We start from the raw sequence: 25,784 nt of genomic DNA, 5'->3' as shown, positions 1-25,784 counted from the left end.
CTTGCTTAAACTTATTTTGCAGCGTTTTGTTCTTGTGCTGATTGAATTGCGGTTAATGCAATAGTGTAGACAATATCGTCAACTAATGCACCACGAGACAAATCATTCACAGGTTTACGCATACCTTGTAGCATAGGACCAATCGAAACAAGATCCGCTGAACGTTGTACTGCTTTATAAGTAGTATTGCCCGTATTAAGATCAGGGAAGATAAACACAGTAGCTCTACCTGCAACTTGTGAATTAGGTGCCTTCGATTTAGCTACATCAGGCATTACCGCTGCATCATATTGTAATGGGCCGTCAATCATTAGATCTGGACGTTTTTCTTGAGCAATGCGAGTTGCTTCTTTCACTTTTTCAACATCAGCTCCTTGACCAGAACTACCTGTCGAGTAGGAGATCATCGCAACACGTGGTTCAATACCAAAGGCAATTGCTGTATCAGCTGACTGAATGGCAATTTCGGCTAACTCTTGTGCGTTTGGATCTGGATTAATTGCACAGTCACCATAAATATATACTTGATCAGGCATTAACATAAAGAATACCGATGAAACAAGGGAACTACCTGGTGCAGTTTTAATTAATTGTAACGGTGGTCGAATAGTATTAGCAGTTGTATGCACTGCACCTGATACTAAGCCATCGACTTCATTAGCTTCAAGCATCATGGTGCCCAATACAACATTATCAGCCAATTGCTCACGAGCAATAACTTCAGTCATCCCTTTGTTTTTACGTAATTCAACTAGGCGAGGAACATATTTTTCACGGATATTTTCAGGATCAACGATCTCTACTCCTTGACCTAAAGTCACGCCTTGTGAAGCGGCAACTTTACGCACTTCGTCAGGATTACCAATAAGAACACATTTTGCAATGTTACGTTCAGCACAAATTGCTGCTGCTTTAACTGTTCTTGGTTCGTCACCTTCTGGTAGTACCACTACTTTTTTCGCATTACGTGCAAGTTCAGTTAATTGATAACGGAATGCAGGAGGAGACAAGCGACGTGCAGAATTCACTACTTCATTTAATGATTTAATCCATTTAGCATCAATATGATCAGCTACATAATTTTGGGTGTTTTCCATACGTTCTTTATCGTCAGCAGGAATTTCTAAATTAAATTGTTGTAGACTGATCGATGTCTGAAAAGTGTTGGTTTTAACCGTAAATACAGGTAAACCAGTATCAAAAGCTGGTTGGCATAATTTTGCAACTTTATCGTCGATTTCATAACCACCAGTTAGAAGTACACCACCAATTGCCACACCATTCATTGCCGCTAAACTGATAGTAACTAGCACATCAGCACGATCAGCAGAAGTCACTAAAAGTGCATTTGGTTGTAGGTGGTTAATAATATTTGGTACACTGCGAGAACAGAAAGACACATGTTTAATACGACGATTTTTAATACAACCTTCGTTAATTATTTTTGCATCAAAATGCTTAGCAATATCTATAGCACGACAAGCACTTAGATCAATATTCCAAGGAATACAACCAAGAACAGGCAATGGACTGTGTGCATTTAAATCATCGATAGTAATTTTTTTATCGTCAAATTTAGGTGTATGATAAATTTCAGCAACATCAGGACGAGCAAGATTCTGCTCTTCAACTGGCGCATTAACTTTATTAACAATCACACCAACGATTTTATCATTTTTAATACCACCAAAGTTAGAACGAGCAATTTCAATACGATCTCTAAGTTGTTCTGGCGTATCTTTGCCCATATTAACTACAAAAATAATTTCGGCGCCAAGAGTTTTAGCAATATTATTATTAAGTTCATTAGCAAAAGGATAATCAGATGTTGGCACAATACCTTCAACTAAAACAACATCAGCTCCTTTAGTATTTTCGGCATAAAGGGCAACGATTTCTTCCATTAACACATCTTGTTGATTTAAACCTAATAGGTTTTCAACATGGCTCATTTTAAGCGGTTTTAGTGTTGGAATTGATGTATTGTTGCTCACTAGGGTTGTGGTATTATCTGGCGCATCGCCACCAGCTCTTGGTTGCGCGACAGGTTTAAACACATTTAAATTAATACCTTGACGCTCCATAGCTCGAATAACGCCCAGACTCACACCTGTTAACCCGACATTAGTGCCAGTTGGGATGAGCATAATTGTACGAGACATAATTATTACCTCTTAAATCTTTATTGTATAAAAACAAACCGCCATTTAGGCGGTTTTGAATATTTATTAAGCAGTTAGACGCGCAGCATCTTGAGCAATGACAAGTTCTTCATTGGTTGGAATAACCATCGCAATAGCTGAACCATCTTTAGTAATTTTGCCACCCTTACCAAAACGAGCTGCAAGGTTACGTTCTTGATCAAGTTCAAAACCAAGAATACCTAATTTTTGTAATGCCATACGACGCACTTCTTCTGAGTTTTCACCGATACCACCAGTAAATACTATAGCATCTAAACGACCATCTAAAAGCATAGCATAACCACCGATATATTTTACTAAGCGATGAACAAAAACATCTAAAGCATTTTTAGCATTTTCGTCTTTATCGTAATTATCGGTTACATAACGGCAATCACTGCTCACACCAGTCAAACCTAATAAACCAGATTTTTTGTTTAAAAGGTTATTAATATCAGCAACAGACATTTTTAAGTTATCATGTAAGAAGAACATAATCGCTGGATCGATATCACCACTACGTGTACCCATCACCAAGCCTTCAAGCGGAGTTAAACCCATTGAAGTTTCAACACATTTACCATTTTTAACAGCTGTAATTGATGCGCCATTACCTAAATGACAAGTAATAACATTAGTTTGGTCAACTGGTTTATTTAATAATTTAGCAGCTTCGCGACTAACATAATAATGGCTAGTGCCATGCGCACCATAACGACGAACACCGTGTTTAGTATAAAGTTCGTTTGGAAGAGCATATAGATAAGCTTCTTTTGGCATTGTTGTATGGAATGCAGTATCAAAAACAGCAACGTTTTTAGTTTTTAGGTGCGGGAACGCTGCAAATGCTTCACGAATACCGATTAAATGTGCAGGATTATGTAACGGTGCAAAAGCAGATGCTTCTTCGATTCCTTTTAATACTGAATCATCGATAACAACTGACTGGGTGTATTTTTCGCCACCATGAACAATACGATGACCAATCGATTTAATGCTATCTAATAATTCTGGTTTTTGTGGGAAGATGCTATTAACAATAAAACGAATTGCTTCACTGTGTGCTGCGCCAGCCCCTAAAGACGCTTCGTTCTTAACACCATCAAGCTTCCACTTAATACGAGCATCAGGAAGATGAAAACATTCAGCTAAACCAGATAAAAACTCATCACCATTTTCAGGGTTTATAATGGCAAATTTTAATGATGAACTTCCGCAATTAAGAACAAGAGCGTTATTACTTGATGACATAGTAATTCCTATAAATTGAATAAAAAGACATATACCAATCAAAATTGGTAACTTTACACATGATTTAAAATCAATGCGACTACGCTAAGGTGACTTCTGATATCTTGCTTTTTGAGATAAAATAGAGAGAGTCCCCAATTTGAATGGACACTATTTTAAGACAATAAGAAGTGAATGTCGAGGAATCACAATAATATGAATTTAATAACCACATTTAAAGCCGGACATAGGTATATGAAGCTTTGCCCAATGGACAAACAACTAACACATTCATTTCCTGAATTAAAAATTATTAACCACATAAAAACCGCAAATAAATACTTGCCTCCTATCATTATTGGCTTGCTCCTTTGGCAATATTTCATGCCAGCACAAATTGCTGTAACAATAATAACCATACTATTCACCTTAAGCATGCCCTTACAAGGAATATTTTGGTTAGGAAAACGTGCTCTATCACCCTTACCGCTTAACTTAATTGACTGTTATAATCAATTAAAATTAAAGTTGATTGCTAAAAAAATTATCGCTGAAAATAGCACAGACGACAATAAGCTAACATTTGAAGCATTTATGAACATTATAAATTTAGCCAAATTGCACTTAGGTGATTATTTTGGGCAAAATGATGATTCCTCACCTTATTATAAAGACTAACAACAATGGCAGATTTACTTACAACACTACAAAATCAAATTGATCAATTAGAACAACAGATCAATTTGGTAAACGAACAGCGGTTTCAAGAGCCCTATTTTGATGAGCAACTATTTCAAACCAATAAAATTGTGACAGACAAAACGTTTTACCTTGAAAAAATAAAACAAACCTATCACGCATTAGTTGCCAATATTAAATCAGAAAAAATTGAACAAATCACATTTTTATCCGACACATTAGTCAACCAAATTACAGCTCTAACACGCGAACTAGCCACTCATGACTTGCGCAAGAAAGAACCTAAACATATTATTGAAGAAACCTTAGCACAAAAGCACATGCGTCATTTAGATTACTTACGCCGACTACAAGAAATGAAATACGAGCTAGAACTATCACCTGAAGTTATCAATCAAAGCAAAATAGCTGCACTTGATAATCGAATTTATCGCTGTGAACAAGCAATTAAAAAGATTGAATTTGAAATTGAGAATGATATCGATTAATAAATTTTATACTTTCCTAATTTTAATCTGATCTCATTCATTTTATTGGACAGTTTTATTTGAATTTTTCTTATAGTTAATTTACGATTAATCAATGCCCTGATACTTTTGAAAATAAATTAATAATCACAACACCAAACATAATAAACCCCATGCCAACTAAAGCTGCAAAATCTAAAGTTTGTTTTAGAAAAATCCATGCAATTAAGCTTATCAATACAATTCCAATTCCAGACCAGATAGCATAAGCAATACCTACGGGAATAGTTTTTAGTGCTAATGAGAGTAAATAAAACGAAGCGCTATAGCCCACAATGGTAATGATGGAATAGATAAGATTGGTAAATCCATCAGATAGTTTTAATGAAGAAGTTGCAATAACTTCACAAATAATTGCAAAAAAAAGTAATAAATATGAGTTCATCCTAATACCTATAATCGTTAAATAAGAAGCTAGTTATCTAAAATTAATGTTGAAATTTTATAGCAATCAATCTCTAATTAACTGTTAAACATTGATAAATAAAAAATATAGTTTTGTTTTGCTTTATTTTAATATCATTAATTGTGATGAAGAGGTAAAGATAGATAGCTATTAACGCTTGAAAAGGAAAAGCTTTATGATAGCTTAGGTTTCCATTTTAAAAAATAAATTATTAATTATTAATAAAAATGCATATCAAACCAACTCCACTATTCTATATAATAGCCATTATTATACCTAAAAATAAGGCGCTTTGTAGTGCCAATAAATTTTATACTGCACAAAAAATTTAGTAATGCTATAAATAATTTGATATTTTAATTTTCTTATTATAGGTGTTAATGTAAAACAATCTGTTAATGGTGCACTATCTAATGCCCAGTAATTAATTAAATCCTCATAATTCTTATAATTGTTAAAAAGAATATTTAAAACCTTTTGAATAACTTTATCATTAGGGTTTAATCCCGAAGAAATTAAATCGTTACAAACATCAAGAGATAAAATCATTAATTCTTTTTTTTCTATTGAAGAATATCCATTATATAAATATGCAAAAATATATTTATTTAACCAATATTTTGTTCTATATTGATCTGGTAACTCATAAGCTTAATCCTGAGTAAATCGATGGCCATATGGCAAATTAAGGTCATCACATAATTTTTTAATTATTTGCATGTTATCCTCAAATTTTCAATTTAAAAATGATGAATTAAATGGAGTTGATATTCGTACTGATGCATCAAATTTCACAACTGTTCTTGCCATATCAAGGGAAATATTATCTCACTAAGTAAATAGTCTCTTTTTTCTCTACTCATATTTTTACTAGATGACCATGATATTTAGTCAGCTTGTCCAAATAGCGGATAATTATTGGTAAGCTGACCACAATATCAATACCTAACACTTCACAATTAAAGCCATTTTATTACATTGAACATTCTGAAATGACGTTAATTTCTACTACCATCACTTATAAAATTTATTGATTAAAATTCACAGTACCAATAACTTTTTTAATGATTCAAGGTGGAATATGTATTATTTTAGAGGATAGTTACATAACCATTAATCCAGACCTATTATCTTCCACCATAAAATTCCAACAGTAAATACGATAATTAGATTTACAACACTACAAATAAACCCAACTTTCCACCAAGTTTTTACTGGCACAAAACCTTCGGCAAATAATAGTGGATTTCGAGCATTGGCAAACTGGGTAATTGATCCAAAGTAGTTGGTACAAATAACCAACGCAAAAATTGCAGTTAGAGTTGGTACGCCTAAGGCAATAGCGATCGATAAGAAAACGGGAAATAATGCAGCAATATGAGCATTTCCACTTGCAAAGAAATAATGTAAATAAACATAGGCAACACATAAAATAACTAATACTAATACCCAACTACTTTCACCTAAATGACCTTGTACAGCTCCACCTATTGTGTCCCCTAACCATTTTGTTACACCAAGTTTATTAACTTGCCCCGCCATCATAAGTAATGCCGCAAACCAAATTAATGTATCCCAGGCAGCTTTTTCTCCTTTTATATCATCCCAGCTTAATACACCAGTTAAGATCAAAATAGTTAAACCAATAAACGCAGTAGTTGTTGAATCAATACCGAAGTTTTTACCAAAAATCCAAAGCGTTAACAAAAGTACAACAGTAACGCCCATAATGATTTCTTTAACAGTAATTACCCCCATTTTCTTTAATTCTTCAGCTGCCAATTTGGGCGCTTCCGGTGTTCTTTTTAATTCTGGGTTAGTCAGAAAGTAAATTACCAAAGGTATCACAACGAAAGAAACTAAACATGGCGCAATTGCTGCAACAAACCATTGCCCCCACCCTAATGTAATACCTAGTGATGTTGTAACTAATTTAGCGGCTAATAAATTTCCTGTAAATGCCGTTAGAAACATTGCCGAGGTGATATCATTTACATGGCTAATAGTTAGCATTAAAAAAGTACCTATGCGGTTTCTTGATTCATCTTTAGGGTTGGATTTAAAATTGATTGCTAGTGCTTCCGCTATTGGATAAATAACACCACCAGCACGTGCTGTTGTACTTGGAATAGCTGGTGCCAATGCAATATCAGTAACGGATAAACCATAAGCAAGTCCTAAGGTATTTTTACCCAAAATTTTAACAAGATAATAGGCTATACGTTTACTTAAACCTGTTTTGATAAAACCACGAGCGATCATAAAGGCAATAACAATTAACCAAATAAGACTACTATTTAATTCGCTTAACGAGATTTTTATTGACTCAGTCGCTGTTATTGCACCAGATGGTCTCAATACAGCAAAAACAGTAATCGTTAATAGGCCAATTGCGCCAATTGGCATTATTTCGGCCACAATACAGGCAATAGTAGCCACAAAAATAATACTGGTTTGCCAACCTTCTTGGCTAATACCTTCAGGTGGCGATGCAAACAACCAAAATATGGCTGAAATTACCACAATAATGATAAGTGGCAACCATTTTACTGGTGGTTTCTTTACTATGCTCATAATATTTTCCTTTTTAACTTAAATATTATTTAATTTATAAGATCTAATTCAGTTACAATAATACTATTCTTTTTGGGCTATTATTTATAATTATTCATGTTTGGATGACTAAAAAACTTTAATAAAATCAATAACATATCTGAATGTTTTTAGTAAAAATACTTATATATTAAGTCATTTACACAAAAACAGAACTCATAAAAAACCAATAAAATTATATCGTTAACTAAAATCGCATTTATAGCAAATTGAATAATCAATCTATTTTATTGTATATTGAGTATCGTTTTTTTGAAAACTAAAGTTATCAGGATTTATTAATGCTATGGTTTTATTTTTTAACAAAAATATGGCTGATAAATTTTGATTCTTTCGCAAATACGCCGTACTTTTCTCAATCCCCCATCCATAAAAAACAGTCGAATAAATATCGCCTTCTAATGAAGAATCTGAAATTATTGTCACACTTTCAAGTTCGTTGTCCAACGGATAGCCTGTTTTGGGATTAAATATGTGATGATAAAGTTTATTATTTTGCATAAAAAAGCGTTCATAAATTCCCGATGTCACAACTGATTTATTTTTAACTTTAATAACCCCAGACAGCTCATCACTAGTTGAAAACGGTTTTCTTAATCCTATATTCCAATAGCCACTTTGTTCTGTTAAACACTCACCTAAAGTTAATACATTTCCACCTAAGTTAATAATACCTTGATACACTTGATTTTCGAGTAAAACCAATTTGACGATATCAGCAACATACCCTTTAGCAATTGCACCTAAATCAATTTCCATTCCAGTTTTTTTTAAAAAAACGGAATGTGTGTTTGTATCAAGTTCGACATTTTTAGGATCAATTAACAATAGTTGTTGTTTTATTAATTCAGCAGATGGTACTTGATAACCTTGGAAACCAATCTTCCAAAGCTTAACTAATGGACCAATAGCAAAATTAAAGCAACTATTGAAATAAAGACTGACATTTTGAGCTTGTTCAATTAGGGAAAAAATAGGTCGACTCACTGTCACTGGATGTTTACCCGCAGCTAAATTAATTGACATAACTTCTGAAAATAGCCGGTTAACAGTCAATTTATCCTCAAGCATTTTTATAATTTGAAAAACAGTGTGTGCAACGGCTTCATTAGGCTCTAAAAGGGTTAATGAAACCGTTGTTCCCATTAAAGTTTGAGAATATTCATATCTCGAACATACCATATTAAACAAGCTCAGCTAGTTGTAATAATTTAATTTTTTATATAATCAGCAGCCTTTTTACCCGCTTGTCTACCAAAAATAATGATATCTGCAACAGCATTGCCACCAATACGGTTAGCACCATGTACACCGCCAACGACTTCGCCTGCGGCAAAGACTCCTTGGATGATATTTTTATTAGCATCTAGGACTTGTGTTTGGGTGTTGATTGTCACTCCACCCATGGTATGGTGAACGCCCGGTGCGATCTTTATTGCATAGAAAGGACCTTTTTCTATTGGATGACGTATACCTGTTGTTCGACCAAAATCCTCGTCTTGTTTGGTAATAGCAAACTGATTATAACGCTTTACAGTTTTAGTTAATGTATTAGTATCAATTGATAATTTTTGTGCTAATTCTTCAATGGTATTTGCTTGTGATACAAGTTCATTTGAAACATATTCTTCCACTGCTTTGTTTTCATTACGGACTTGCTGATCAAATAAGATATAAGCATAGTGCTCAGGTAATTTTATAATCTCAGCTGAAACTTTATCCCTTGTATCAAGTTCATTAACGAATCGTTGACCATTTTGTGATACAAGTATTGCGCCTCCACCTCGAATCGATTCAGATATTAAATAAGATGTTGTTTGTTCAACCGTTGGGTGGATTTGAATCTCTCCCATATCAACGGTTCCTGCACCAAGTTTTTCCAATAACATAATGCCAGAACCAGTAGCACCTTTGTGGTTAGTAGTGACAAAACCTTTTAGATCGGGTCGATATTTTTCAACCATTGTGGTATTGGCACTAAACCCACCAGTTGCAATAATAACTACTTTTGTTTTTATTACGTGATTTGAGCCATCTTCTTCTGAAACTTTAACACCAACCACTTTATTATTTTCTGTCATAATTTCAGTAACTACAGTATCAAGCATAACATCAATACCACGCTTATTGATGTTTTTAACTAGGCCACTAATTAAGAAACCACCTACTGCAGCACCACTTTCAGGGCGGTGAGTTCGATCAATACTCATTCCACCAGTTGTTGTAATACCACTTAATTCAATACCATTTTCATCTAACCAATCAATGGCATTTGGTGCATTTTCAACAAAATAATGTAATAAATCAGGGTTATTTTTATTTTTTCCGCCTGTCATCGTTTCGTTATAAAAGAGTTCTTTACTATCTGTAATACTTTTGAGTTTTTGGAATTTGGTTTCTGCCGCATTCATACCAGCTGAAGCTTTATTGGTATTACCGCCAATTACAGACATTTGTTCAACAATAACTACATTTGCACCAAGATCATGAGCTTGGATCGCAGCAGTAAGCCCAGCACCACCACTACCAACAACCACAACATCAAAAGATTGGTCATTAGGATCACCACCTTCCGCAAGAATCGCTTCTTTGTTAGATTTGGCTATTGCTTTGGTCACAGCTTTTTTGAAGGCTTCGCATTGGGTTGTTGCGCCAGAAATGGTATCAACATGAGGGCTATTTGAATCAATAATTCTATTTTTAATGATCGAAAAATTATCTAGAACATTATTATCAAACTCTTTAGCATTTACCAATTCCATATCTTTTATGAAATCTTTAGCTAATTCCACATTAATAAGGAATTCGTAAGATTCGTCATTAACTTTTTCTTGATAACTCCCCGGTTTGAATTTTTTAATATTAAGATTCACATCACGAATTAAACTTTCAACAAGAGAAAAATGCCATAGAGGTTCTGGGATATTCAGATCTTCACGTTTATCACTATTTATAAATAGCTCTAGTTTTTCACCTTTCTTTATGCGACTAACCCAATCAGGATAAGCAATGCAAGCTCGACCAACCGCAACTAAATCATAGCCATTGTCGATGGCACTATCCAAATCACTTTGATTAACAACATTACCGACCCCTACAACAGGAATTTGTGATAAAATTGGTGAACGCATCGCAACAAATTTTTTAATTAATGGTGTCGGATCTTGAGTATCAACAATCGACGATCTAAGCGTTGTTCCCATTGAGAAATGGACATAATCAAGCCCTTTTTGGGCCAATTTTTCAAGCAAATACATTGTATCATCAAAACGAATGCCTGGGATTTCTAATTCTTCTGGAGAAAAACGATAACCAACGATGAACTCTGGAGATGCATATTGTTTTACCATACTATGAGTGATATCTAAGACAGCTAAAGGGAATTGAGTACGATTATCACGACTTCCCCCCCACTTATCATCTCGTTGATTTGAATTTGGTGAATAGAATTGCTGAATAAGGTAAGTATTTGCACCATGAATTTCAACACCATCAAATCCAGCTTGGATAGCGCGTCGCACTGCTTGACCAAATTTATCGATCATTTCATCTACTTCATCAGCGCTTAGTGCTACTGGTGTTGCTGCACCAGGGCGTGGTGCTGCTATTGCACTTGGTCCCACAGGCGATTGTCCACCAATTAATTTTGGTTCAACCATTCGCCCTCCATGGTAAACTTGAATCACTGCTTTGGAGCCTTTTTCTTTGATTGCCTTCGCAATCTTTGCTAATCCTTCAATTTTGTCATCACTATCTAAACCAATTGCACCAGGAAAAGCTAATCCTCTATTATCAACAAATCCACATTCAACAATAATTGTCCCTATTTCACCAGATCGTACACGATAATATTCGATTAGATCTTGAGTAACTGAACCATCATAAAAACCAGAACAAGTGGTCATTGGGGCCATCATTATACGATTTTTTAGTTCAACGCCATTAGGTAGAGTTATCGGACTAAAAATATGATCATTTTTCATTTCTATATACCTACTCACTAGTATTTAAACTTTTTAATTATGATAACATTAACAATAGTTACTCTCCACATGGATTATCTACATTAATAACAACAAGTATCATTTTTTAGACAGAAATTTTTTTAGTGTTATTAAGCAATTATAAAATTATTACGATACATAGGATAAGATCATGCTTATTTTTGGTATTTTAGAGAGATTATATTGTCGTATTTACAATCAAAAATCTAGAAAAAAATACTATAACCTTTTCATTTAGTTAAATATTTTTCTATTTTTTATATTGAACTTTAATTTTATTCAGATAAAATGTGTACAAATTTACACAATAGAGAATAACTTGATGTCTTTAATTCCAATTGGCAGTTCTGAATCAACCCCATCTTTTTACTTTCTATTGTTGCTATTTCTTAATCCTCCTTATGGGGGATTTTTTTTTGGCTATAAAACCTTATTCATTTTATTTTTATTACAACTTAATACCCAACTTCACTTTAAGAACATGCATGATCAGGAGATAGTATGGAATATTTAACACCTTTTTATAATCCTTCTATAAGCTACGAAGATAATTATGCTCAAGGACCATTTGGACTTTTTACACAATTAAATAAAGCTGAGCAAATCCCAACAAAATCTTCAAAATTTTTAAATCATGACGTTAATTTACCATTTGGTATACCAGCGGGTCCTTTATTAAATGCAAACTACATCAAAGCTGCATTTGCCTATGGATTTGATTTATGCGTATATAAAACAGTTCGAACAAAACTACATAAATGTCATCCATTACCGAATGTATTATCAGTTCATCCTAAAGGTAAATTATCGTGTAATTTAGATACAGTATTAGCTGATACTGCTTACAATCAACCTCTATCAATTACCAACTCTTTTGGGGTTCCTTCTTTTTCTCCAGATATTTGGCAACCAGATATGGCTGATGCAGTAAAATCTGCAGGTCATGGGCAGTATGTAATTGGTAGTTTTCAGGGGACGCAAAGCAATGAAGAAATAGAAAATGATTATGCTTTAGCTGCAAAATTAGTTAGAGAAACCAATGCGCCTATTCTTGAAGCAAATTTAAGTTGCCCAAACGAAGGAGCAAGTAAACTACTTTGCTTTGATATAGATAAAGTCGAACGAATTGTTAACGCTATTAAAACAGCTGTTCCTGATCGTCCACTTATTTTAAAACTAGCCTATTTCCCTGATGATGAAAGGATCGTTTCTTTATTGACTCGTGTCGGTTCTATTATCGACGGCTTAAGTGCAATTAACACACTGTCCGCTAAACCAGTTGATGCTAAAGGTAATCCTGCCTTAGGTGAAAATAGAAAAGAAGGCGGTGTCTGTGGCGATGCAATTCGTTGGGCTGGTTTAGATATGGTGAGCAGATTAGCTAAATATCGAAAAGAAATGGAGCTAAAATTTGCTATTGTAGGTGTTGGTGGTGTTAGTTCTAGTGAACATTATCGTCATTTTATTGATAATGGCGCTGATGCGGTCATGAGTGCTACGGGTGCCATGTGGAACCCTATGCTTGCTATAGAAATTAAGAAAAACCTTAAATAAAAATATTTACAGCTAGGCTCACAAATGTTACAGGGTAACTACCCTGTAATTTTTTACTGGTAATATACTCTACTACATTCTTACTTTTTCCTAAAATAATAAAATCCAAAAACAATATGAGCTAAAAAAACGATAATTAAAATAATTCGCACATGTAAGGAATGAATAAAAATAAAAGGTATTCACAGTACAATTAAGACCATTGCTAACATTTTAAACAAACTTGTTTTTGTTGCTTTCTTTTCAAGAAGCAATTTTTGTATATAAGTTTGATAGTAATGACTATTAGTAAAATAGCTATAAAGGCGATCTGAGCTATTGAACCAAAGATAGGCCGTTAATAAATAAAAAGGCACTGTCGGTAGAAGTGGCATGAAGATACCAATTGTTCCCAATACAAATGAAACACTACCTATAATTATAAAAAGCCATTTTTTAAACATTATTAAATGTAACTCAGAAAGGTTTCAGCATTCAGCTTAATACTAGTATTGCGATGTTAATAATAGTATAAAAGTGTAATTAGAAAATTTGAATTGGCGGAACGGACGGGGCTCGAACCCGCGACCCCCTGCGTGACAGGCAGGTATTCTAACCAACTGAACTACCGCTCCGCTTTACTTGATAGTTTTAACGTTATAACGTTAAAGTAGACGTGATATTAAATATTATTTTTATTCTCGTCAATAAAATTTTTAAAATATGCGATCGATTGAATACAAAACAATCATTAATTTATATTCCACAATGCTCTCCCACTTTTTTTGTCAATTTTTTTTAAAATAATCTCATGTTCAGAAAGCTCATGTCCTGTGGCTTTGATTACTTTCAAAGGCACACCATTACGTTCTACTCTTTTTATCGAATTAGATTCGGATAAAGATGAGTTATTATCTTCTGAACTAAAAGACAATGTTGTTTGTCCACCTGTCATTGCTAAATAAACTTCAGCTAAAATCTCAGCATCTAATAATGCACCATGCAATGTTCGGTGGGAATTATCTATCTGATAGCGTTCACATAACACATCTAAATTATTACGTTTACCTGGAAATAAACGCCTTGCCATAGCTAAAGTATCAGTAATAATACAATGATCAGCTGTTTTAAAATCTAGCCCACAAAGACGAAATTCATAATCCATAAAACCTACGTCAAATGATGCATTATGGATAATTAACTCGGCACCATCTATAAATTTAATAAAATCGTGAGCAACATTTTTAAAAATAGGTTTATCTTTAACAAAATCATCACTGATTCCATGCACTTTAAATGCATCTTCATCAATTAAGCGTTCGGGGTTTATGTAAACATGAAAATGGTTACCAGTTAATCGTCGATTAATAATTTCGACGGCGCCAATTTCAATAATCTTATGTCCTTCATAATGATTATTACCTTCTTGGTTCATACCTGTCGTTTCAGTATCTAATACAATTTGTCGTGTAGAATTATGAATCACTTTCTTCTCTTTTATATCAATCGTTGGGAAAAACTTTTATTTAATGGTATAGTCTAGCACCAAAATCCCTTAAAGTTGATACATTCAGAAATTAATATAGTCTTTTATTTACTTAACTTACAGAATTAAAGTAAATAAATTAATAAAAAATTTAACATAGTCATAAATGAAATTAAAAAGATGTTAAAAAAAATTGAAATATATACTGATGGCTCTTGCCTTGGAAACCCCGGTCCTGGTGGTTATGCTGCAATTTTAAAATATAAAACAACCGAAAAAATATTATCAGAAGGTTTTTTTAAAACTACAAATAATCGTATGGAATTATTAGCTGCAATTGTTGCTTTAGAACAATTAAAGCAGCCTTGTCAAATTGAGTTATATTCTGATAGTCAATATTTGCGAAATGGAATCATCAATTGGATACACGGTTGGAAAAAAAATGGTTGGAAGACAGCCAACAAACAACCAGTAAAAAATGTCGACTTATGGAGAAGACTAGATGAGTTAGTACATATTCATAAGATTGAGTGGATTTGGGTAAAGGGTCATGCAGGGCATATTGAAAACGAGCGTTGTGACATTATAGCTAAAACACAAGCTCAATCCCCTACACTACAAGATACTATATTTGAACAATGTATAAATGGTTAATGTATTAATTAAATATTTTTATTCAATTTTAAAAAATTTATTTGCTTTTAACGACATAATTTATAATTAACGGTAAAATTTAAAATGTATAAACTACATAGCATTGCATCCTTAAAGGATAATTATATTTGGATACTAACCAATGCAAGTAACCAAGCCATAATTATCGATCCTGGTGAAGCTGAACCTGTTATTAATTATATTAATAAGCATAAATTAGTGCCCCTTGGAATTTTACTTACTCATCACCATATTGATCACACTGGAGGAGTAAACCAATTAAAAGCTCGATACCAAGATATTGATGTTTACGGTCCAAGTGAAATCAATTTACCAATTAATTATCTTATTAAACAAGATGAAGTCTGTATTGGTGATTTTAGTTTTGATGTTATAGAAGTACCAGGGCACACTCTTGGTCATTTGGCATATTATTGCCGGCCCTATTTATTTTCTGGAGATACTTTATTTTCAGCTGGTTGTGGAAGGATTTTTGAAGGTACTCATGAACAAATGTCAAACTCGTTAGAACATTTAAAACAACTGCCTAATGATACTTTAATCTGTGCAGGTCATGAATATACTTTATCAAATTTAGCATTCGCATCCCAAATACTGCCCGATGACAAAAATATCAAAAGCTATTTAGATTCGATTTCTAATAAATCAACAACATTACCGTCTAATTTATCTGACGAAAAAAAAATTAATTTATTTTTGCGATGTCATGAAAATAAATTACAAAATAAGTTCAAAATTAATAATGAATTAGAATTGTTTGTTTTTTTTAGAAGCCAAAAAGACATTTTTTAGGTATAATACTAAACTTAATTTAGGTAAAATTTACGGACTAATGAAAAAATTATTAATATTTACAGCGTTATGTTTGTTTTTAATCGCATGTCAGCATCATGGACCACGATATAATCCTGTTGTTAGAATAAAGTATTCAAAAAACACAGCTAATAATACAAATAGTTCCAGTAATTATGTATCTATTACTCAGAATCCATGGCAATATATGCTGAATCAGATTGAAGCAAATGTTCCAGAAAATAGTCGAGTTAACGCAGAAAGAGAACGATTATTACGTAATCCTAAAGGTTTTGAAGCCGTTGCCTTACGCTCAGAGCCTTATGTTTATTACATAATTAATCAGCTTCATAAAAATAACTTACCTACGGAGCTAGCTTTAATTCCTCTTATTGAAAGCGCTTATGACCCACTTGCTACATCATCTGCTCAAGCTGCAGGATTATGGCAATTTGTTCCTGTTACTGCTAAAGAGTATGGACTACAACGAAGTAGTTCATTTGATGCTCGTCGAGATTTAATTGCATCTACTAATTCAGCTATTTCACTTTTACAAAATTTAAATAAACGTTTTGATGGTGATTGGCTATTAACTTTGGCTGCTTATAATGCAGGTGAAGGTCGAGTAAGAAAAGCCATTGAGAAAAATCAGGCTAAAGGTTTACCAATTAATTATTGGTCGTTAGACTTACCAACAGAAACTATGCACTATGTGCCTAAAATTTTAGCAATTATTGATATTGTTAAGAATAATAAACGATATGGAATTAAATTACCCGATTGTAATTATGAAAATTCACTCGTTAGAATTGATATATCTAAGAATATTTCTCTAGCTAAAATTGCTAAATACTCAGAACTATCACTTGATGAGTTAGCTACTTATAATGCTGGATATGTGCAACAAACAGTAAACGGTCCTTTCCATTTGCTTGTTCCTTATGCTCATGCTAAAAGTTTATTCAAAAAACTACAAGCAGAAAACCTTGTTGTGAATGAAATTACAGAACTTTTACAAGATACTCCTCGTTCTAATATGGCGTTTGAATTTAGAACAAGTTTTATTCAAAATAACAGTATAGTGAGTAAGGATAGTTTTTCTAAAAATGTAAAAAAGATTGTCTATCTTGTTAAAGCAGGAGATAGCCTCTACTCTATAGCTCAAAATTATCGTGTAAAAATTACCGATATCTTGCAATGGAATAATCTAAAAAATTCTAGAGTTCAAGAAGGTGATATGTTAACAATTAATCTTGTCAACGCGAATCCAATCTAAAATTCACTAATAAAGGATTATGATCTGATGCGGTTGTGCTAATAATTTCAGCCTCATTAAGTTGTAATCCTCGATAAAAAACAAAATCAAGCGGTCTGCCCATAAATCTCTTTCGAACATCTACTGAAAAATTAACCGGCTTAAGTTCTATTGAACGAACAAAATGATACAACAAATTTAATCGTTGCCGACTCCATGCATTAAAATCCCCCGCCAAAATCACTGGACCAGTATGCTCTTTTATATGATTTAATAGCATGTGTATTTGCTGGCGGTAAACTTTTACACCAATACTAAAATTTACAGCATGAATATTAGCAACTAATAACTGTTGTTTGGAATTGCTAATAGGATAAATAGTAATTAAAGCAGATTTAGAGACACGGATTAATGGTTCTTTTTCTCTAAAAGAGGAGAGTGAAGTTGGTAAAGAATCAGAAATTGTCATGACTCCAGCATAAATATCATTAAAACAATATGCTGGAACATGATCTGCAATTTTATTGTGCTGTGAAATAAAATTAAGTAATGGCGATGTTGTTTGAGCTTCTTGTAATAAAATAAGTTTAGTCTTATCAACATAGTTTTTGAGTATATCAATGCAATCAGCCCTTTTTAGTTTAAAAATATTCCAAACTAAAATAGAAAACGATGTTTGATCAATTAATGGCCTATTAACTACTACTGATTGATTAGGTAAAACCAACTCAACTTTGTTATCTGCCTGATATCGTAAAGTATAACAGCGCTTTTTAAACATTTTTGGCGTTCAATTTTTTCAAATATTCATCAAAAGATAAAGTATCTCCTTGCTCTTTCTTTATCTGTTTCTCAATAGATAAATGGCGTTGTTGTACAAAATCACCTTCGGTTAATAATGCTAAAGGTTCTACCATAAGTTGTTTTTTATATTGATTTGCTAAAGCTAAACCAAATTCTGCTGTACCTAAATCACTTATTGCTTGCAACGTTCTTGCTGATAACGTTAATTCTGGTTGATCAAACATTAAATCTAGACGTTCACAAACATTACGATAACGCTGCATATCATCTTGATGATCTAAAACATCAGCAACACGTAACAGATCTTTAAATAATTCGTGACCAACTTTAGATAATGGTTCTCGATTGCTTTCACAGCCGATACCGATCTCAAGTCCTGGTTTTCTCCCTTCTATTATGACTTTATTCCAATTTAATTTAGCACATTCAAGTTCTTTACTGCTCATTTCAGGTGCTGGAGCTAGTGCACACCAAATTAAAAATAGATCTATAAAACGTATTTGATCTTCAGTAATTCCTATTGGCGAAAATGGATTAACATCTAATGCTCTTACTTCAATATACTCAATACCACCACGCAAAAGTGCATCCGATGGAGATTCCCCTGCCATTGGTACTCGTTTAGGTCGAATAGGTGCGTAAAACTCATTTTCAATTTGTAATACATTATCATTTAATTGGCAATAATGGCCATCAGCTTTAATTCCCAACTTAGCAAAATCTACAGACTCTGTGCGCGTTGCACGTTTTAGCCCCTCAACATATGTATCCAAATGGTTAAAAGTAATACCAAGCTGTTTTTGAGCATTATTGGTGTATCCAATATCACTTAATCTTAAAGAAGTTGCATAAGGCAAATAGCAATTGCCATTTGTTTGTTCAATAAAGGCTTGTGCTTTAACTGGATCTTGAATAAATGAAGAACACATTGATGGCGATGCACCAAATAAATAAGGAATAATCCAACCAAAACGATAATAATTTCGTATTAAGGTAAAATAACCTTCAGAAATTACAGCTTTACCTTCTTCGCTATTTTTAACCCCTTCTCTTGCCTGCCAAAATGCGGTTGGTAGTGAAAAATTATAGTGAACACCTGAAATAGTCTGCATCATTGCACCATAGCGGTTTTTCAACCCTTCACGATAAATCGTTTTAAAGCGGCCTTCATTAGAAGTACCATATTGAGCAAGAATAATATCTTTTTCGTTTGCAACAAAACAAGGCATACTTAAAGGCCACATCATTTCATCACCAATATTTACGCTAGCATAACGATGCAAGTCGCGCAAAAACGTTAACATATAATCAATATTGGTATTAACTGGCGTGATAAATTCTAACATTGATTCGGCAAAATCAGTTGTTATCCAAGGGTGGGTTAACGCTGCACCAATTTTTGAAGGAAATGGCGTTTTTGACAATGATCCATCAGGTAAAATACGTAAAGTTTCTCGTTCAATACCACGTTGAATACCTTGTAAAATGGTGTAGTGTTTTTCTAACCAACTAAGTGCTTTTGAGACATCAGGAATCATATTTTGCGCTTCCTTAAAATGTAGTTATTTAATATTTATATTAACATAATTTAATATTATGTGATGGGCTAATTTATGACAACACTTGGAATAAATTAACATTATACGTCGTAATATAGCAATCCTAAAAACTATAATTTACTATTTTTATTGCAAATAATTTGATCTTAAATACATGGCAGCTTTTAAAAAATAACAGCTATTTCATGGATAGGAAATAGCACATATAATATTTATCATAAATCTATTTTATTTATAATCGTTGCAATAAAACTAATACTTCCATATGTGAAGTATGCGGAAACATGTCAAATAATTGTACTTTTTGGATTTGATAATTTGACAGTAGCATTAAATCATCAACCAATGAAAATAAGTTACAACTTGAATACATAATATAATTAGGTGCCATTTGTTTCAAATACTGCATAAGTACTTTACCTGCCCCACGTCTTGGGGGATTTAGTAAAATTAAATCAGGTACATTTTTTTGAGCTGTAGCGTATTGTGTTGCGTCAAATGCTTTGAAGTTTAATTGTTTAAAACCTAACTTTTTTGCTGATTTGGTTGCACACTCAATTGCGTCTGAATTAATTTCAATTCCTGTAAGGTGAATATTTTTCTCAGTAATAAGGTTAACACAACTTAACCCAAAACCGCCTACCCCACAAAACATATCCCAAATAGAATGAATAGGTAAATCTGTGACCCAGTCACTTGCTGTTTTATAAAGGTTGCTGGCAACATATGGGTTTGTTTGAAAAAAGCTTTTAGGTTTAATAAAAAGAGGAGTGTTATTTAAAGTTATCGGAAGAAATGAATTATCAGTTAAGACTATTTCTTCTTCACCTTCTAAAATAGCCGCATGATTTGGTTGAATATTTATCGAGATTACGTCTAAGTTTTGAATTTTATCTTGTAATTGTTTAATAGAATTATTTATTTTACCAACAAACTTGTGTGATTTTAAAACAAATCGTAGCATAAAGTTGCTCGGACCCTCAGTTTTACTTTCAGTAATTATAACAAATTTCAGCTCCCCTTTACGCTTATTAATATTATAAGGGACAAGTCCTTGTTTACGAATGAAAGTTCGAACAAGCTTTAGGGTATTTTGCATACTGTTTGAGTAAAGAGGGCAATCGCACAAATCGACCACCTCACTCCCCGTTTGTATTCCTAAAACGGGCTTTTCAACACTACCTAACACTGCCATCTTTGCTTTATTACGAAAAGTGGTTTCATGACTCGCAAAAGGTTCTTTAACCTCTTTTGGTTTAAATTGGGTTAATTGTTGTAATAACTTATTTTGTTTTTCTGCCAGTTGTACATGATAAGGATGTTCTATCCATTGACAAGATAAACACTTTTTTTGTTGGTAAAAGTGACATTGCATTGCGATTAAAGCCTTTTTTATAATGAGTATAATTATATACAGAATATCGAACAAATATAAGAATAGTTTTGAATTTTATACTAAAACATATATTTTCCTGAAACTTTTTTACAAAAAATTATAAGATTTGAAGAAAAAGGTGTAATTAATTCTCTGGTATAATTTGACGAAATAGTGCTGTATGATAGGATATTGCCATTAATATTAAAGGAAAAAATTAATGTCTATAAAGTTAAAAACCCCTGCTGAAATCGAAAAAATGCGTATAGCCGGCAAACTTGCTGCTGAAGTTTTAGAAATGATAGAGCCTTATGTTAAACCCGGTATTACTACAGGTGAACTAGATAAGATCTGTTATGAACATATCGTCAATATCCAAAAAGCTATTCCAGCTAATATAGGTTATCACGGTTATCAACACACTAGTTGTATTTCAATTAATGATGTGGTTTGCCATGGTATCCCAAGTTTTGACAAAAAGTTAAAAGATGGCGATATTCTAAATATTGATGTGACAGTTATTAAAGATGGTTTTCATGGCGATACCTCTAGAATGTACATTGCTGGCAAACCAACTATCGCAGGTGAAAAATTATGCCAAGTCACCCAAGAAAGCCTTTACGAAGCGATTAAAATTATAAAACCCGGCATTCGTTTAAAGGAAATTGGTAAAACGATTCAAAAATATGTCGATAAATTTGGTTTTTCTTCAGTCCGAGAATATTGTGGTCATGGTATTGGGGAAGTCTATCATGACGAACCACAAGTATTACATTATGACGCTGATGATGGCGGTGTAATTTTAAAACCAGGAATGACCTTTACCATCGAACCAATGGTCAATACTGGTGACTGGCGTACTCGTACGATGAAAGATGGTTGGACAGTTAAAACCAAAGATCATGGGCTTTCTGCACAATATGAACATACCATTTTAGTTACTGAAAGTGGCGTTGAAGTCTTAACATTGCGCAGTAACGAAGATTTTCCTCGCATTATTGAACACTAAATAAAGTGGATTCAACAATAGTTTATTGTTGAATCCTTCCGCTTTATTAAATTTCATAAATCTTAATATAATAAACTATACAATTTACGTCGATAACTACTAGCTAACGGGTTACTTGTTCCTAATGCCGCCAATAAATCGAGTAATGTTTTCTTCACTTGCCCGTCACCAACATTAAGATCTTTTGTCAGCGGTTTGAATAACAACTCTAATGCTTCCTCATGACGCCCTACATGCATTAATTGGGAAGACAATTGAATCATTAGTTCAACGTTATCAGGATGTTGAGCAAATTCTGCCTGTAATTGTTGTAATTCTGGAGAATTAGCAGCTTGTTCAAGTAATTCAATTTCGACTTGTAATCCATGATAGCTTGAATCTTGATCTTGTAGCGGAATAGTTGCCAGCACTTCTTTTGCTTCACTTAGCTGTTTAAGTTCAATTTGTGATTTTATTAGCATTAATGCAATATCGGTTCTCGGTTTACCCAAATGATCGGTTAGTGATTTCCAGGTTTGCCGTAACAGTGGTAATGCTTCTTCATATTTAGCTTCATGAAATAAATTTTGTGCTTCAATTAATTTAAGCTCATCTTCATTTGGTAGCACTTTTTCTAAAAAAGTTTTAATGGTTTCTTCGGATTGAGGACCTTGAAAGCCATCTACAGGTTGACCATTTTGAAATAAATAAACAGTTGGAATCGCCTGTAAACCAAATTGAGCAGCCAGCATTTGCTCTTCATCGCAATTAACACTTGCCAAAATAAATTGACCATGATGTTCATTAGCTAATTTAGTTAAAGTTTGAGTCATTGCTTCATAATTGGGACTTCTTGATGACCAAAAATAAAACAACACAGGGGATTGTGAAGATCTTTCTATAATCTCTTGAATATTTTGTTCATTAACATTAAAAATAAATTGATTTTGCATATTATGTCCTAAGAATATTTTGATTCATTATTTATTTCTTAAAATTCTATCCATTAATCTATCAGGTAGCAAACGTTTGGCAATAGCTGCTATTTTGGTTATTTTTGTTACCCTGTAACGTATTTTAGGGCTTTTATGTTCAAGCGCATGAAATAAGTAAGGCAACACTGCTTCTGGTGGTAACGTAAATCGTTTAGCAATAGGTGGATTTTTTACAATATTTTCTTTTTCTATTTGATTAACATTATTTGAAAAATACGTTTTTAATGGCCCTGGTTCAATTAGACTAACTTTGATATTGGTATTAGCTAATTCTAATCTTAGTACATCAGACCACGCTTCTAAAGCATATTTACTTGCTGAATAAGCTCCTCTACCAGGAGTGGCAACAATGCCAACAATTGAGCTGGTTTGAATAATACGCCCTTCATTTTCTACAAGCATTGCAGGAAGTAGTAATTGAGTTAACTGATGTACACCAAAGAAATTGGTTGAGAATTGAGACTCTAACTGCTCTCGGCTAATTGTTGCTAATCGCCCATATACTCCAAAGCCAGCATTATTAAATAATGCATATAATTGTCCGCCTGTCATAGCTAACACTTCTTTAGCGACTAAATTAACAGAATCAGGATCATCTAAATCAAGTAATACGGTTTCAAAGCCTTGTTCAATTAATTTTTTCTGGTCAGACTTTTTGCGGCAAGACGCAATAATACGATAACCACGTTTTTTTAATGCAATGGCTGAAATAAGTCCTATTCCACTTGAACAGCCTGTAATAAAAATTGTTTTCAATTTTTATCTCCGTCTTATTCACATATTGTCAAGCTAGTCTTCTGCAATTATGATATCACACTTAAATAGAAGTTACCCAAACTAAGCCAGAGGATCGTATGAAAATTGCTATTATTGCTGCAATGGAAGAAGAAGTTGCCATATTAAAAAGTAAAATTACCCATTATCAAGTTGAACGCCATTTAAGTTGTAATTTTCACCTTGGCCAAATTGCCGGTTGTGAAATAGTTCTACTTCAATCAGGTATTGGTAAAGTAGCAGCAGCTTCAGGCACAACACTATTATTAAATAATTACAAGGTTGATGTCGTTATTAATACGGGTTCAGCTGGAGGACTTTCAAGCGAGCTCAATATTGGTGACATTATCGTATCAAAAGATGTATTTTATCATGATGTTGATTTAACCGCTTTTGGTTATAAACCTGGGCAAATGTCCGGTTGCCCGGTTGTATTTGAAGCAAGCCAACAATATCAATCATTAGCCAAATCATGCATAAAAAAACAAGGTATTAATGCAGTTGAAGGATCAATCGGTAGTGGTGATGCATTTATTAATGGTAAAGCTACATTAGAACGAATCAAACAAACCTTTCCAAATGCCATAGCGGTAGAAATGGAAGCCGCAGCAATTGGGCATGTCTGCTGGCTATTTAAGGTCCCTTTTGTAGTGGTAAGAGCAATCTCAGATAATGGTGATAATGAATCTGCAATGGATTTCCAGTCATTTTTAAAACTCGCAGCGAAACAGTCTTCCTTAATTGTTGAATCAATGTTAAGCGAGCTAGCCTAAACTCTTTTAAAAAATAGCATATTGAAATCACAAACAATATTCACTAAACAAGGGTTGACGCCAACCAGTTAGTATTTCTGGTACGTCACCTTTTTTATCAATTTTCCATTTAATATATTGATTAATTAATCGGCGCGAAAGCAGTAAATCTTGATTAAGCCCTGTTTTTGATGAAATCATTTGAGCCGCTTTTTTTAATTCATCCGAGATCTTTTTGAAATCGGGATAAGTATTAATTCTACGAATAGGTGGTACCTCGGGTATTGGTTCAGATAAAATATCGAGAATTTTCTGCCCATATAAGCGAATTTCTTTACCTTTCATCCCTAATTTATCAAGTTCAGCTAATGAAGATGGTAAATAACGTGCTATTTTCAACAAAACTTCTTCGCGTATAACAAAATTTAAAGCGATATCTTGCTCTTTGGACAATTTATATCGCCAACTTGCTAATTTATACAATTGACCTAGACTTTTCCCTTTCAATTGCCAACTATTTTTAATATTTAGATAAGCGTTGTTTGGATCTATCACTGTACATTTACGAGCCACCGTCATTTGGCACTCTTGATAAGCGGCTTGCAAATAATCATTTTCGGTTAATTGTGATTTTAGAATGTTTACTAATGGAAAAAGATATAACACATCATTAATAGCGTACTCACACTGTTTTTCGGTTAATGGTCGTTTTAACCAGTCTGTTCGAGTTTCACTTTTATCAAGCTCTGCACCTAAATATTTTTTTACCAAACTGGCATAGCCAGAACTTAACGGATTATCTAAAAAAGAAGCAAATATTTGGCTGTCAATAATAGGAGTTGGCACCATTCCAAAGTAATAAAGGAAAACCTCAATATCTTCACTGCACGAGTGGAAATACTTTTCAATTTTAGGATTTTTTAAGATAGCTAAAAAATCTTGCCACTCACTAATAGTGATTGGATCAATTAATGCGGCATGTTTTCCATCAAAGACCTGCAACAGCCCTAAATGAGGATAAAATGTGCACGTACGTACAAATTCTGTATCTAATGCAATCGCTGAGCTTTTTTCGATTTTTGAACAAAACTCAGCTAGCTGGTCATTATTAACAATAAGTTGATAAGACAAAGT

The 25,784-nt window shown here is 33.3% G+C and carries 22 protein-coding genes and 1 tRNA gene; 8 read left to right on the top strand and 15 right to left on the bottom strand.

The features are described from left to right. Positions 1 to 11: 11 nt before the first annotated feature. Together pta and A9G25_RS02665 are read right to left on the bottom strand one after the other, a co-directional pair. Entirely contained in the window at positions 12 to 2,162 is a 2,151-nt protein-coding gene (pta, locus tag A9G25_RS02670) for a phosphate acetyltransferase (RefSeq protein WP_065625635.1), read from the bottom strand. 66 nt (positions 2,163 to 2,228) lie between these two features. Beyond that, the gene (locus tag A9G25_RS02665) at positions 2,229 to 3,434 is read right to left on the bottom strand and encodes an acetate kinase (RefSeq protein ID WP_065589139.1); all 1,206 of its coding nucleotides are present in this window, start codon (positions 3,432 to 3,434) and stop codon (positions 2,229 to 2,231) included. Between the two features lie 174 nt (positions 3,435 to 3,608). Between A9G25_RS02665 and yfbV the strand changes: the two genes are divergently transcribed. Continuing rightward, on the top strand, positions 3,609 to 4,091 hold the full coding sequence (gene yfbV, locus A9G25_RS02660; RefSeq protein ID WP_081297121.1) for a terminus macrodomain insulation protein YfbV: 483 nt from the start codon (positions 3,609 to 3,611) through the stop codon (positions 4,089 to 4,091). A 5-nt stretch (positions 4,092 to 4,096) separates the two neighbouring features. Then, on the top strand, positions 4,097 to 4,600 hold the full coding sequence (gene priC, locus A9G25_RS02655; protein WP_065625633.1) for a primosomal replication protein PriC: 504 nt from the start codon (positions 4,097 to 4,099) through the stop codon (positions 4,598 to 4,600). A gap of 91 nt (positions 4,601 to 4,691) precedes the next feature. On the opposite strand, the gene A9G25_RS02650 is transcribed toward priC, so the two are convergent. From A9G25_RS02650 to A9G25_RS02630, 4 genes are all read right to left on the bottom strand, one after another. Next, positions 4,692 to 5,024 carry a DMT family transporter gene (locus A9G25_RS02650; protein ID WP_065625632.1) on the bottom strand — a complete coding sequence of 111 codons (333 nt, stop codon included), beginning with the start codon at positions 5,022 to 5,024 and terminating at the stop codon, positions 4,692 to 4,694. A 1,134-nt stretch (positions 5,025 to 6,158) separates the two neighbouring features. Next, positions 6,159 to 7,619, bottom strand: coding sequence for a DASS family sodium-coupled anion symporter (locus tag A9G25_RS02640; RefSeq protein WP_065625630.1), 1,461 nt, complete (start codon positions 7,617 to 7,619; stop codon positions 6,159 to 6,161). Positions 7,620 to 7,880: 261 nt separating this feature from the next. Further along, complete coding sequence (locus tag A9G25_RS02635) at positions 7,881 to 8,840, bottom strand: FAD:protein FMN transferase (RefSeq protein ID WP_065625629.1); 960 nt, start codon at positions 8,838 to 8,840, stop codon at positions 7,881 to 7,883. 29 nt (positions 8,841 to 8,869) lie between these two features. Beyond that, the gene (locus A9G25_RS02630) at positions 8,870 to 11,641 is read right to left on the bottom strand and encodes a flavocytochrome c (RefSeq protein ID WP_065625628.1); all 2,772 of its coding nucleotides are present in this window, start codon (positions 11,639 to 11,641) and stop codon (positions 8,870 to 8,872) included. Between the two features lie 522 nt (positions 11,642 to 12,163). On the opposite strand from A9G25_RS02630, the gene A9G25_RS02625 reads away from it, so the two are divergent. Further along, positions 12,164 to 13,216, top strand: a complete 1,053-nt coding sequence (locus A9G25_RS02625; RefSeq protein ID WP_065625627.1) for a dihydroorotate oxidase — start codon at positions 12,164 to 12,166, stop codon at positions 13,214 to 13,216. 182 nt (positions 13,217 to 13,398) lie between these two features. Here A9G25_RS02625 and A9G25_RS13315 read toward each other — a convergent pair whose 3' ends face one another. From A9G25_RS13315 to dnaQ, 3 genes are all read right to left on the bottom strand, one after another. Next, positions 13,399 to 13,659, bottom strand: coding sequence for a YbaN family protein (locus A9G25_RS13315; RefSeq protein ID WP_081297120.1), 261 nt, complete (start codon positions 13,657 to 13,659; stop codon positions 13,399 to 13,401). Positions 13,660 to 13,753: 94 nt separating this feature from the next. Further along, positions 13,754 to 13,830, bottom strand: a tRNA-Asp gene (locus tag A9G25_RS02615). Positions 13,831 to 13,946: 116 nt separating this feature from the next. Next, positions 13,947 to 14,681, bottom strand: coding sequence for a DNA polymerase III subunit epsilon (gene dnaQ, locus A9G25_RS02610; protein ID WP_255306995.1), 735 nt, complete (start codon positions 14,679 to 14,681; stop codon positions 13,947 to 13,949). 180 nt (positions 14,682 to 14,861) lie between these two features. Here dnaQ and rnhA point away from each other — a divergent pair, with 180 nt between their 5' ends. The 3 genes from rnhA to A9G25_RS02595 all read left to right on the top strand — a co-directional run bounded on the left by rnhA (position 14,862) and on the right by A9G25_RS02595 (position 17,424). Beyond that, a complete protein-coding gene (gene rnhA, locus A9G25_RS02605) occupies positions 14,862 to 15,335 on the top strand; it encodes a ribonuclease HI (protein ID WP_065625626.1) in 474 nt (157 codons plus the stop codon). Between the two features lie 84 nt (positions 15,336 to 15,419). After that, positions 15,420 to 16,148 carry a hydroxyacylglutathione hydrolase gene (gloB, locus tag A9G25_RS02600; RefSeq protein ID WP_065625625.1) on the top strand — a complete coding sequence of 243 codons (729 nt, stop codon included), beginning with the start codon at positions 15,420 to 15,422 and terminating at the stop codon, positions 16,146 to 16,148. Between the two features lie 40 nt (positions 16,149 to 16,188). Further along, entirely contained in the window at positions 16,189 to 17,424 is a 1,236-nt protein-coding gene (locus A9G25_RS02595; protein ID WP_141674977.1) for a transglycosylase SLT domain-containing protein, read from the top strand. On the opposite strand, the gene A9G25_RS02590 is transcribed toward A9G25_RS02595, so the two are convergent. The 3 genes from A9G25_RS02590 to rlmC form a co-directional block, all read right to left on the bottom strand. Next, entirely contained in the window at positions 17,405 to 18,184 is a 780-nt protein-coding gene (locus A9G25_RS02590; protein ID WP_065625623.1) for an endonuclease/exonuclease/phosphatase family protein, read from the bottom strand. The genes A9G25_RS02595 and A9G25_RS02590 overlap by 20 nt on opposite strands. Then, a complete protein-coding gene (gene gshA, locus A9G25_RS02585; RefSeq protein ID WP_065625622.1) occupies positions 18,177 to 19,745 on the bottom strand; it encodes a glutamate--cysteine ligase in 1,569 nt (522 codons plus the stop codon). Before gshA ends, A9G25_RS02590 begins: the two co-directional genes overlap by 8 nt. A 253-nt stretch (positions 19,746 to 19,998) precedes the next feature. Further along, on the bottom strand, positions 19,999 to 21,141 hold the full coding sequence (gene rlmC / locus A9G25_RS02580; protein WP_065625621.1) for a 23S rRNA (uracil(747)-C(5))-methyltransferase RlmC: 1,143 nt from the start codon (positions 21,139 to 21,141) through the stop codon (positions 19,999 to 20,001). A gap of 220 nt (positions 21,142 to 21,361) precedes the next feature. Between rlmC and map the strand changes: the two genes are divergently transcribed. Beyond that, the gene (gene map / locus A9G25_RS02575; RefSeq protein WP_065625620.1) at positions 21,362 to 22,150 is read left to right on the top strand and encodes a type I methionyl aminopeptidase; all 789 of its coding nucleotides are present in this window, start codon (positions 21,362 to 21,364) and stop codon (positions 22,148 to 22,150) included. A 62-nt stretch (positions 22,151 to 22,212) separates the two neighbouring features. Here map and A9G25_RS02570 read toward each other — a convergent pair whose 3' ends face one another. Both A9G25_RS02570 and A9G25_RS02565 read right to left on the bottom strand, forming a co-directional pair. Continuing rightward, the gene (locus A9G25_RS02570) at positions 22,213 to 23,082 is read right to left on the bottom strand and encodes a co-chaperone YbbN (RefSeq protein WP_065625619.1); all 870 of its coding nucleotides are present in this window, start codon (positions 23,080 to 23,082) and stop codon (positions 22,213 to 22,215) included. A gap of 27 nt (positions 23,083 to 23,109) precedes the next feature. Next, the gene (locus tag A9G25_RS02565) at positions 23,110 to 23,880 is read right to left on the bottom strand and encodes an SDR family oxidoreductase (RefSeq protein ID WP_065625618.1); all 771 of its coding nucleotides are present in this window, start codon (positions 23,878 to 23,880) and stop codon (positions 23,110 to 23,112) included. 98 nt (positions 23,881 to 23,978) lie between these two features. Between A9G25_RS02565 and A9G25_RS02560 the strand changes: the two genes are divergently transcribed. Then, on the top strand, positions 23,979 to 24,671 hold the full coding sequence (locus A9G25_RS02560; protein WP_065625617.1) for a 5'-methylthioadenosine/adenosylhomocysteine nucleosidase: 693 nt from the start codon (positions 23,979 to 23,981) through the stop codon (positions 24,669 to 24,671). Between the two features lie 27 nt (positions 24,672 to 24,698). Here the strand turns inward: A9G25_RS02560 and rnd are convergent, their stop codons facing one another. Continuing rightward, on the bottom strand, positions 24,699 to 25,781 hold the full coding sequence (gene rnd, locus A9G25_RS02555; RefSeq protein WP_065625616.1) for a ribonuclease D: 1,083 nt from the start codon (positions 25,779 to 25,781) through the stop codon (positions 24,699 to 24,701). Between the last annotated feature and the right edge of the window lie 3 nt (positions 25,782 to 25,784).

Source organism: Gilliamella sp. Bif1-4, assembly GCF_001690535.1.
In the GTDB taxonomy this organism is placed as follows: Bacteria; Pseudomonadota; Gammaproteobacteria; order Enterobacterales; family Orbaceae; genus Gilliamella; species Gilliamella bombi.
This window is presented reverse-complemented; position numbering and strand designations above follow the sequence as displayed.

Excerpts from the sequence above, each read along its gene's own strand:
- rlmC (WP_065625621.1), bottom strand. The coding sequence starts at position 21,141 with ATGCAATGTCACTTTTACCAACAAAAAAAGTGTTTATCTTGTCAATGG.
- A9G25_RS02640 (WP_065625630.1), bottom strand. The coding sequence starts at position 7,619 with ATGAGCATAGTAAAGAAACCACCAGTAAAATGGTTGCCACTTATCATT.
- map (WP_065625620.1), top strand. The coding sequence starts at position 21,362 with ATGTCTATAAAGTTAAAAACCCCTGCTGAAATCGAAAAAATGCGTATA.
- A9G25_RS02570 (WP_065625619.1), bottom strand. The coding sequence starts at position 23,082 with ATGCAAAATCAATTTATTTTTAATGTTAATGAACAAAATATTCAAGAG.
- A9G25_RS02665 (WP_065589139.1), bottom strand. The coding sequence starts at position 3,434 with ATGTCATCAAGTAATAACGCTCTTGTTCTTAATTGCGGAAGTTCATCA.
- A9G25_RS02635 (WP_065625629.1), bottom strand. The coding sequence starts at position 8,840 with ATGGTATGTTCGAGATATGAATATTCTCAAACTTTAATGGGAACAACG.
- rnhA (WP_065625626.1), top strand. The coding sequence starts at position 14,862 with ATGTTAAAAAAAATTGAAATATATACTGATGGCTCTTGCCTTGGAAAC.
- A9G25_RS02625 (WP_065625627.1), top strand. The coding sequence starts at position 12,164 with ATGGAATATTTAACACCTTTTTATAATCCTTCTATAAGCTACGAAGAT.
- A9G25_RS02650 (WP_065625632.1), bottom strand. The coding sequence starts at position 5,024 with ATGAACTCATATTTATTACTTTTTTTTGCAATTATTTGTGAAGTTATT.
- A9G25_RS13315 (WP_081297120.1), bottom strand. The coding sequence starts at position 13,659 with ATGTTTAAAAAATGGCTTTTTATAATTATAGGTAGTGTTTCATTTGTA.
- A9G25_RS02590 (WP_065625623.1), bottom strand. The coding sequence starts at position 18,184 with ATGTTTAAAAAGCGCTGTTATACTTTACGATATCAGGCAGATAACAAA.
- pta (WP_065625635.1), bottom strand. The coding sequence starts at position 2,162 with ATGTCTCGTACAATTATGCTCATCCCAACTGGCACTAATGTCGGGTTA.
- A9G25_RS02595 (WP_141674977.1), top strand. The coding sequence starts at position 16,189 with ATGAAAAAATTATTAATATTTACAGCGTTATGTTTGTTTTTAATCGCA.
- A9G25_RS02630 (WP_065625628.1), bottom strand. The coding sequence starts at position 11,641 with ATGAAAAATGATCATATTTTTAGTCCGATAACTCTACCTAATGGCGTT.
- gloB (WP_065625625.1), top strand. The coding sequence starts at position 15,420 with ATGTATAAACTACATAGCATTGCATCCTTAAAGGATAATTATATTTGG.
- gshA (WP_065625622.1), bottom strand. The coding sequence starts at position 19,745 with ATGATTCCTGATGTCTCAAAAGCACTTAGTTGGTTAGAAAAACACTAC.
- A9G25_RS02560 (WP_065625617.1), top strand. The coding sequence starts at position 23,979 with ATGAAAATTGCTATTATTGCTGCAATGGAAGAAGAAGTTGCCATATTA.
- yfbV (WP_081297121.1), top strand. The coding sequence starts at position 3,609 with ATGTCGAGGAATCACAATAATATGAATTTAATAACCACATTTAAAGCC.
- priC (WP_065625633.1), top strand. The coding sequence starts at position 4,097 with ATGGCAGATTTACTTACAACACTACAAAATCAAATTGATCAATTAGAA.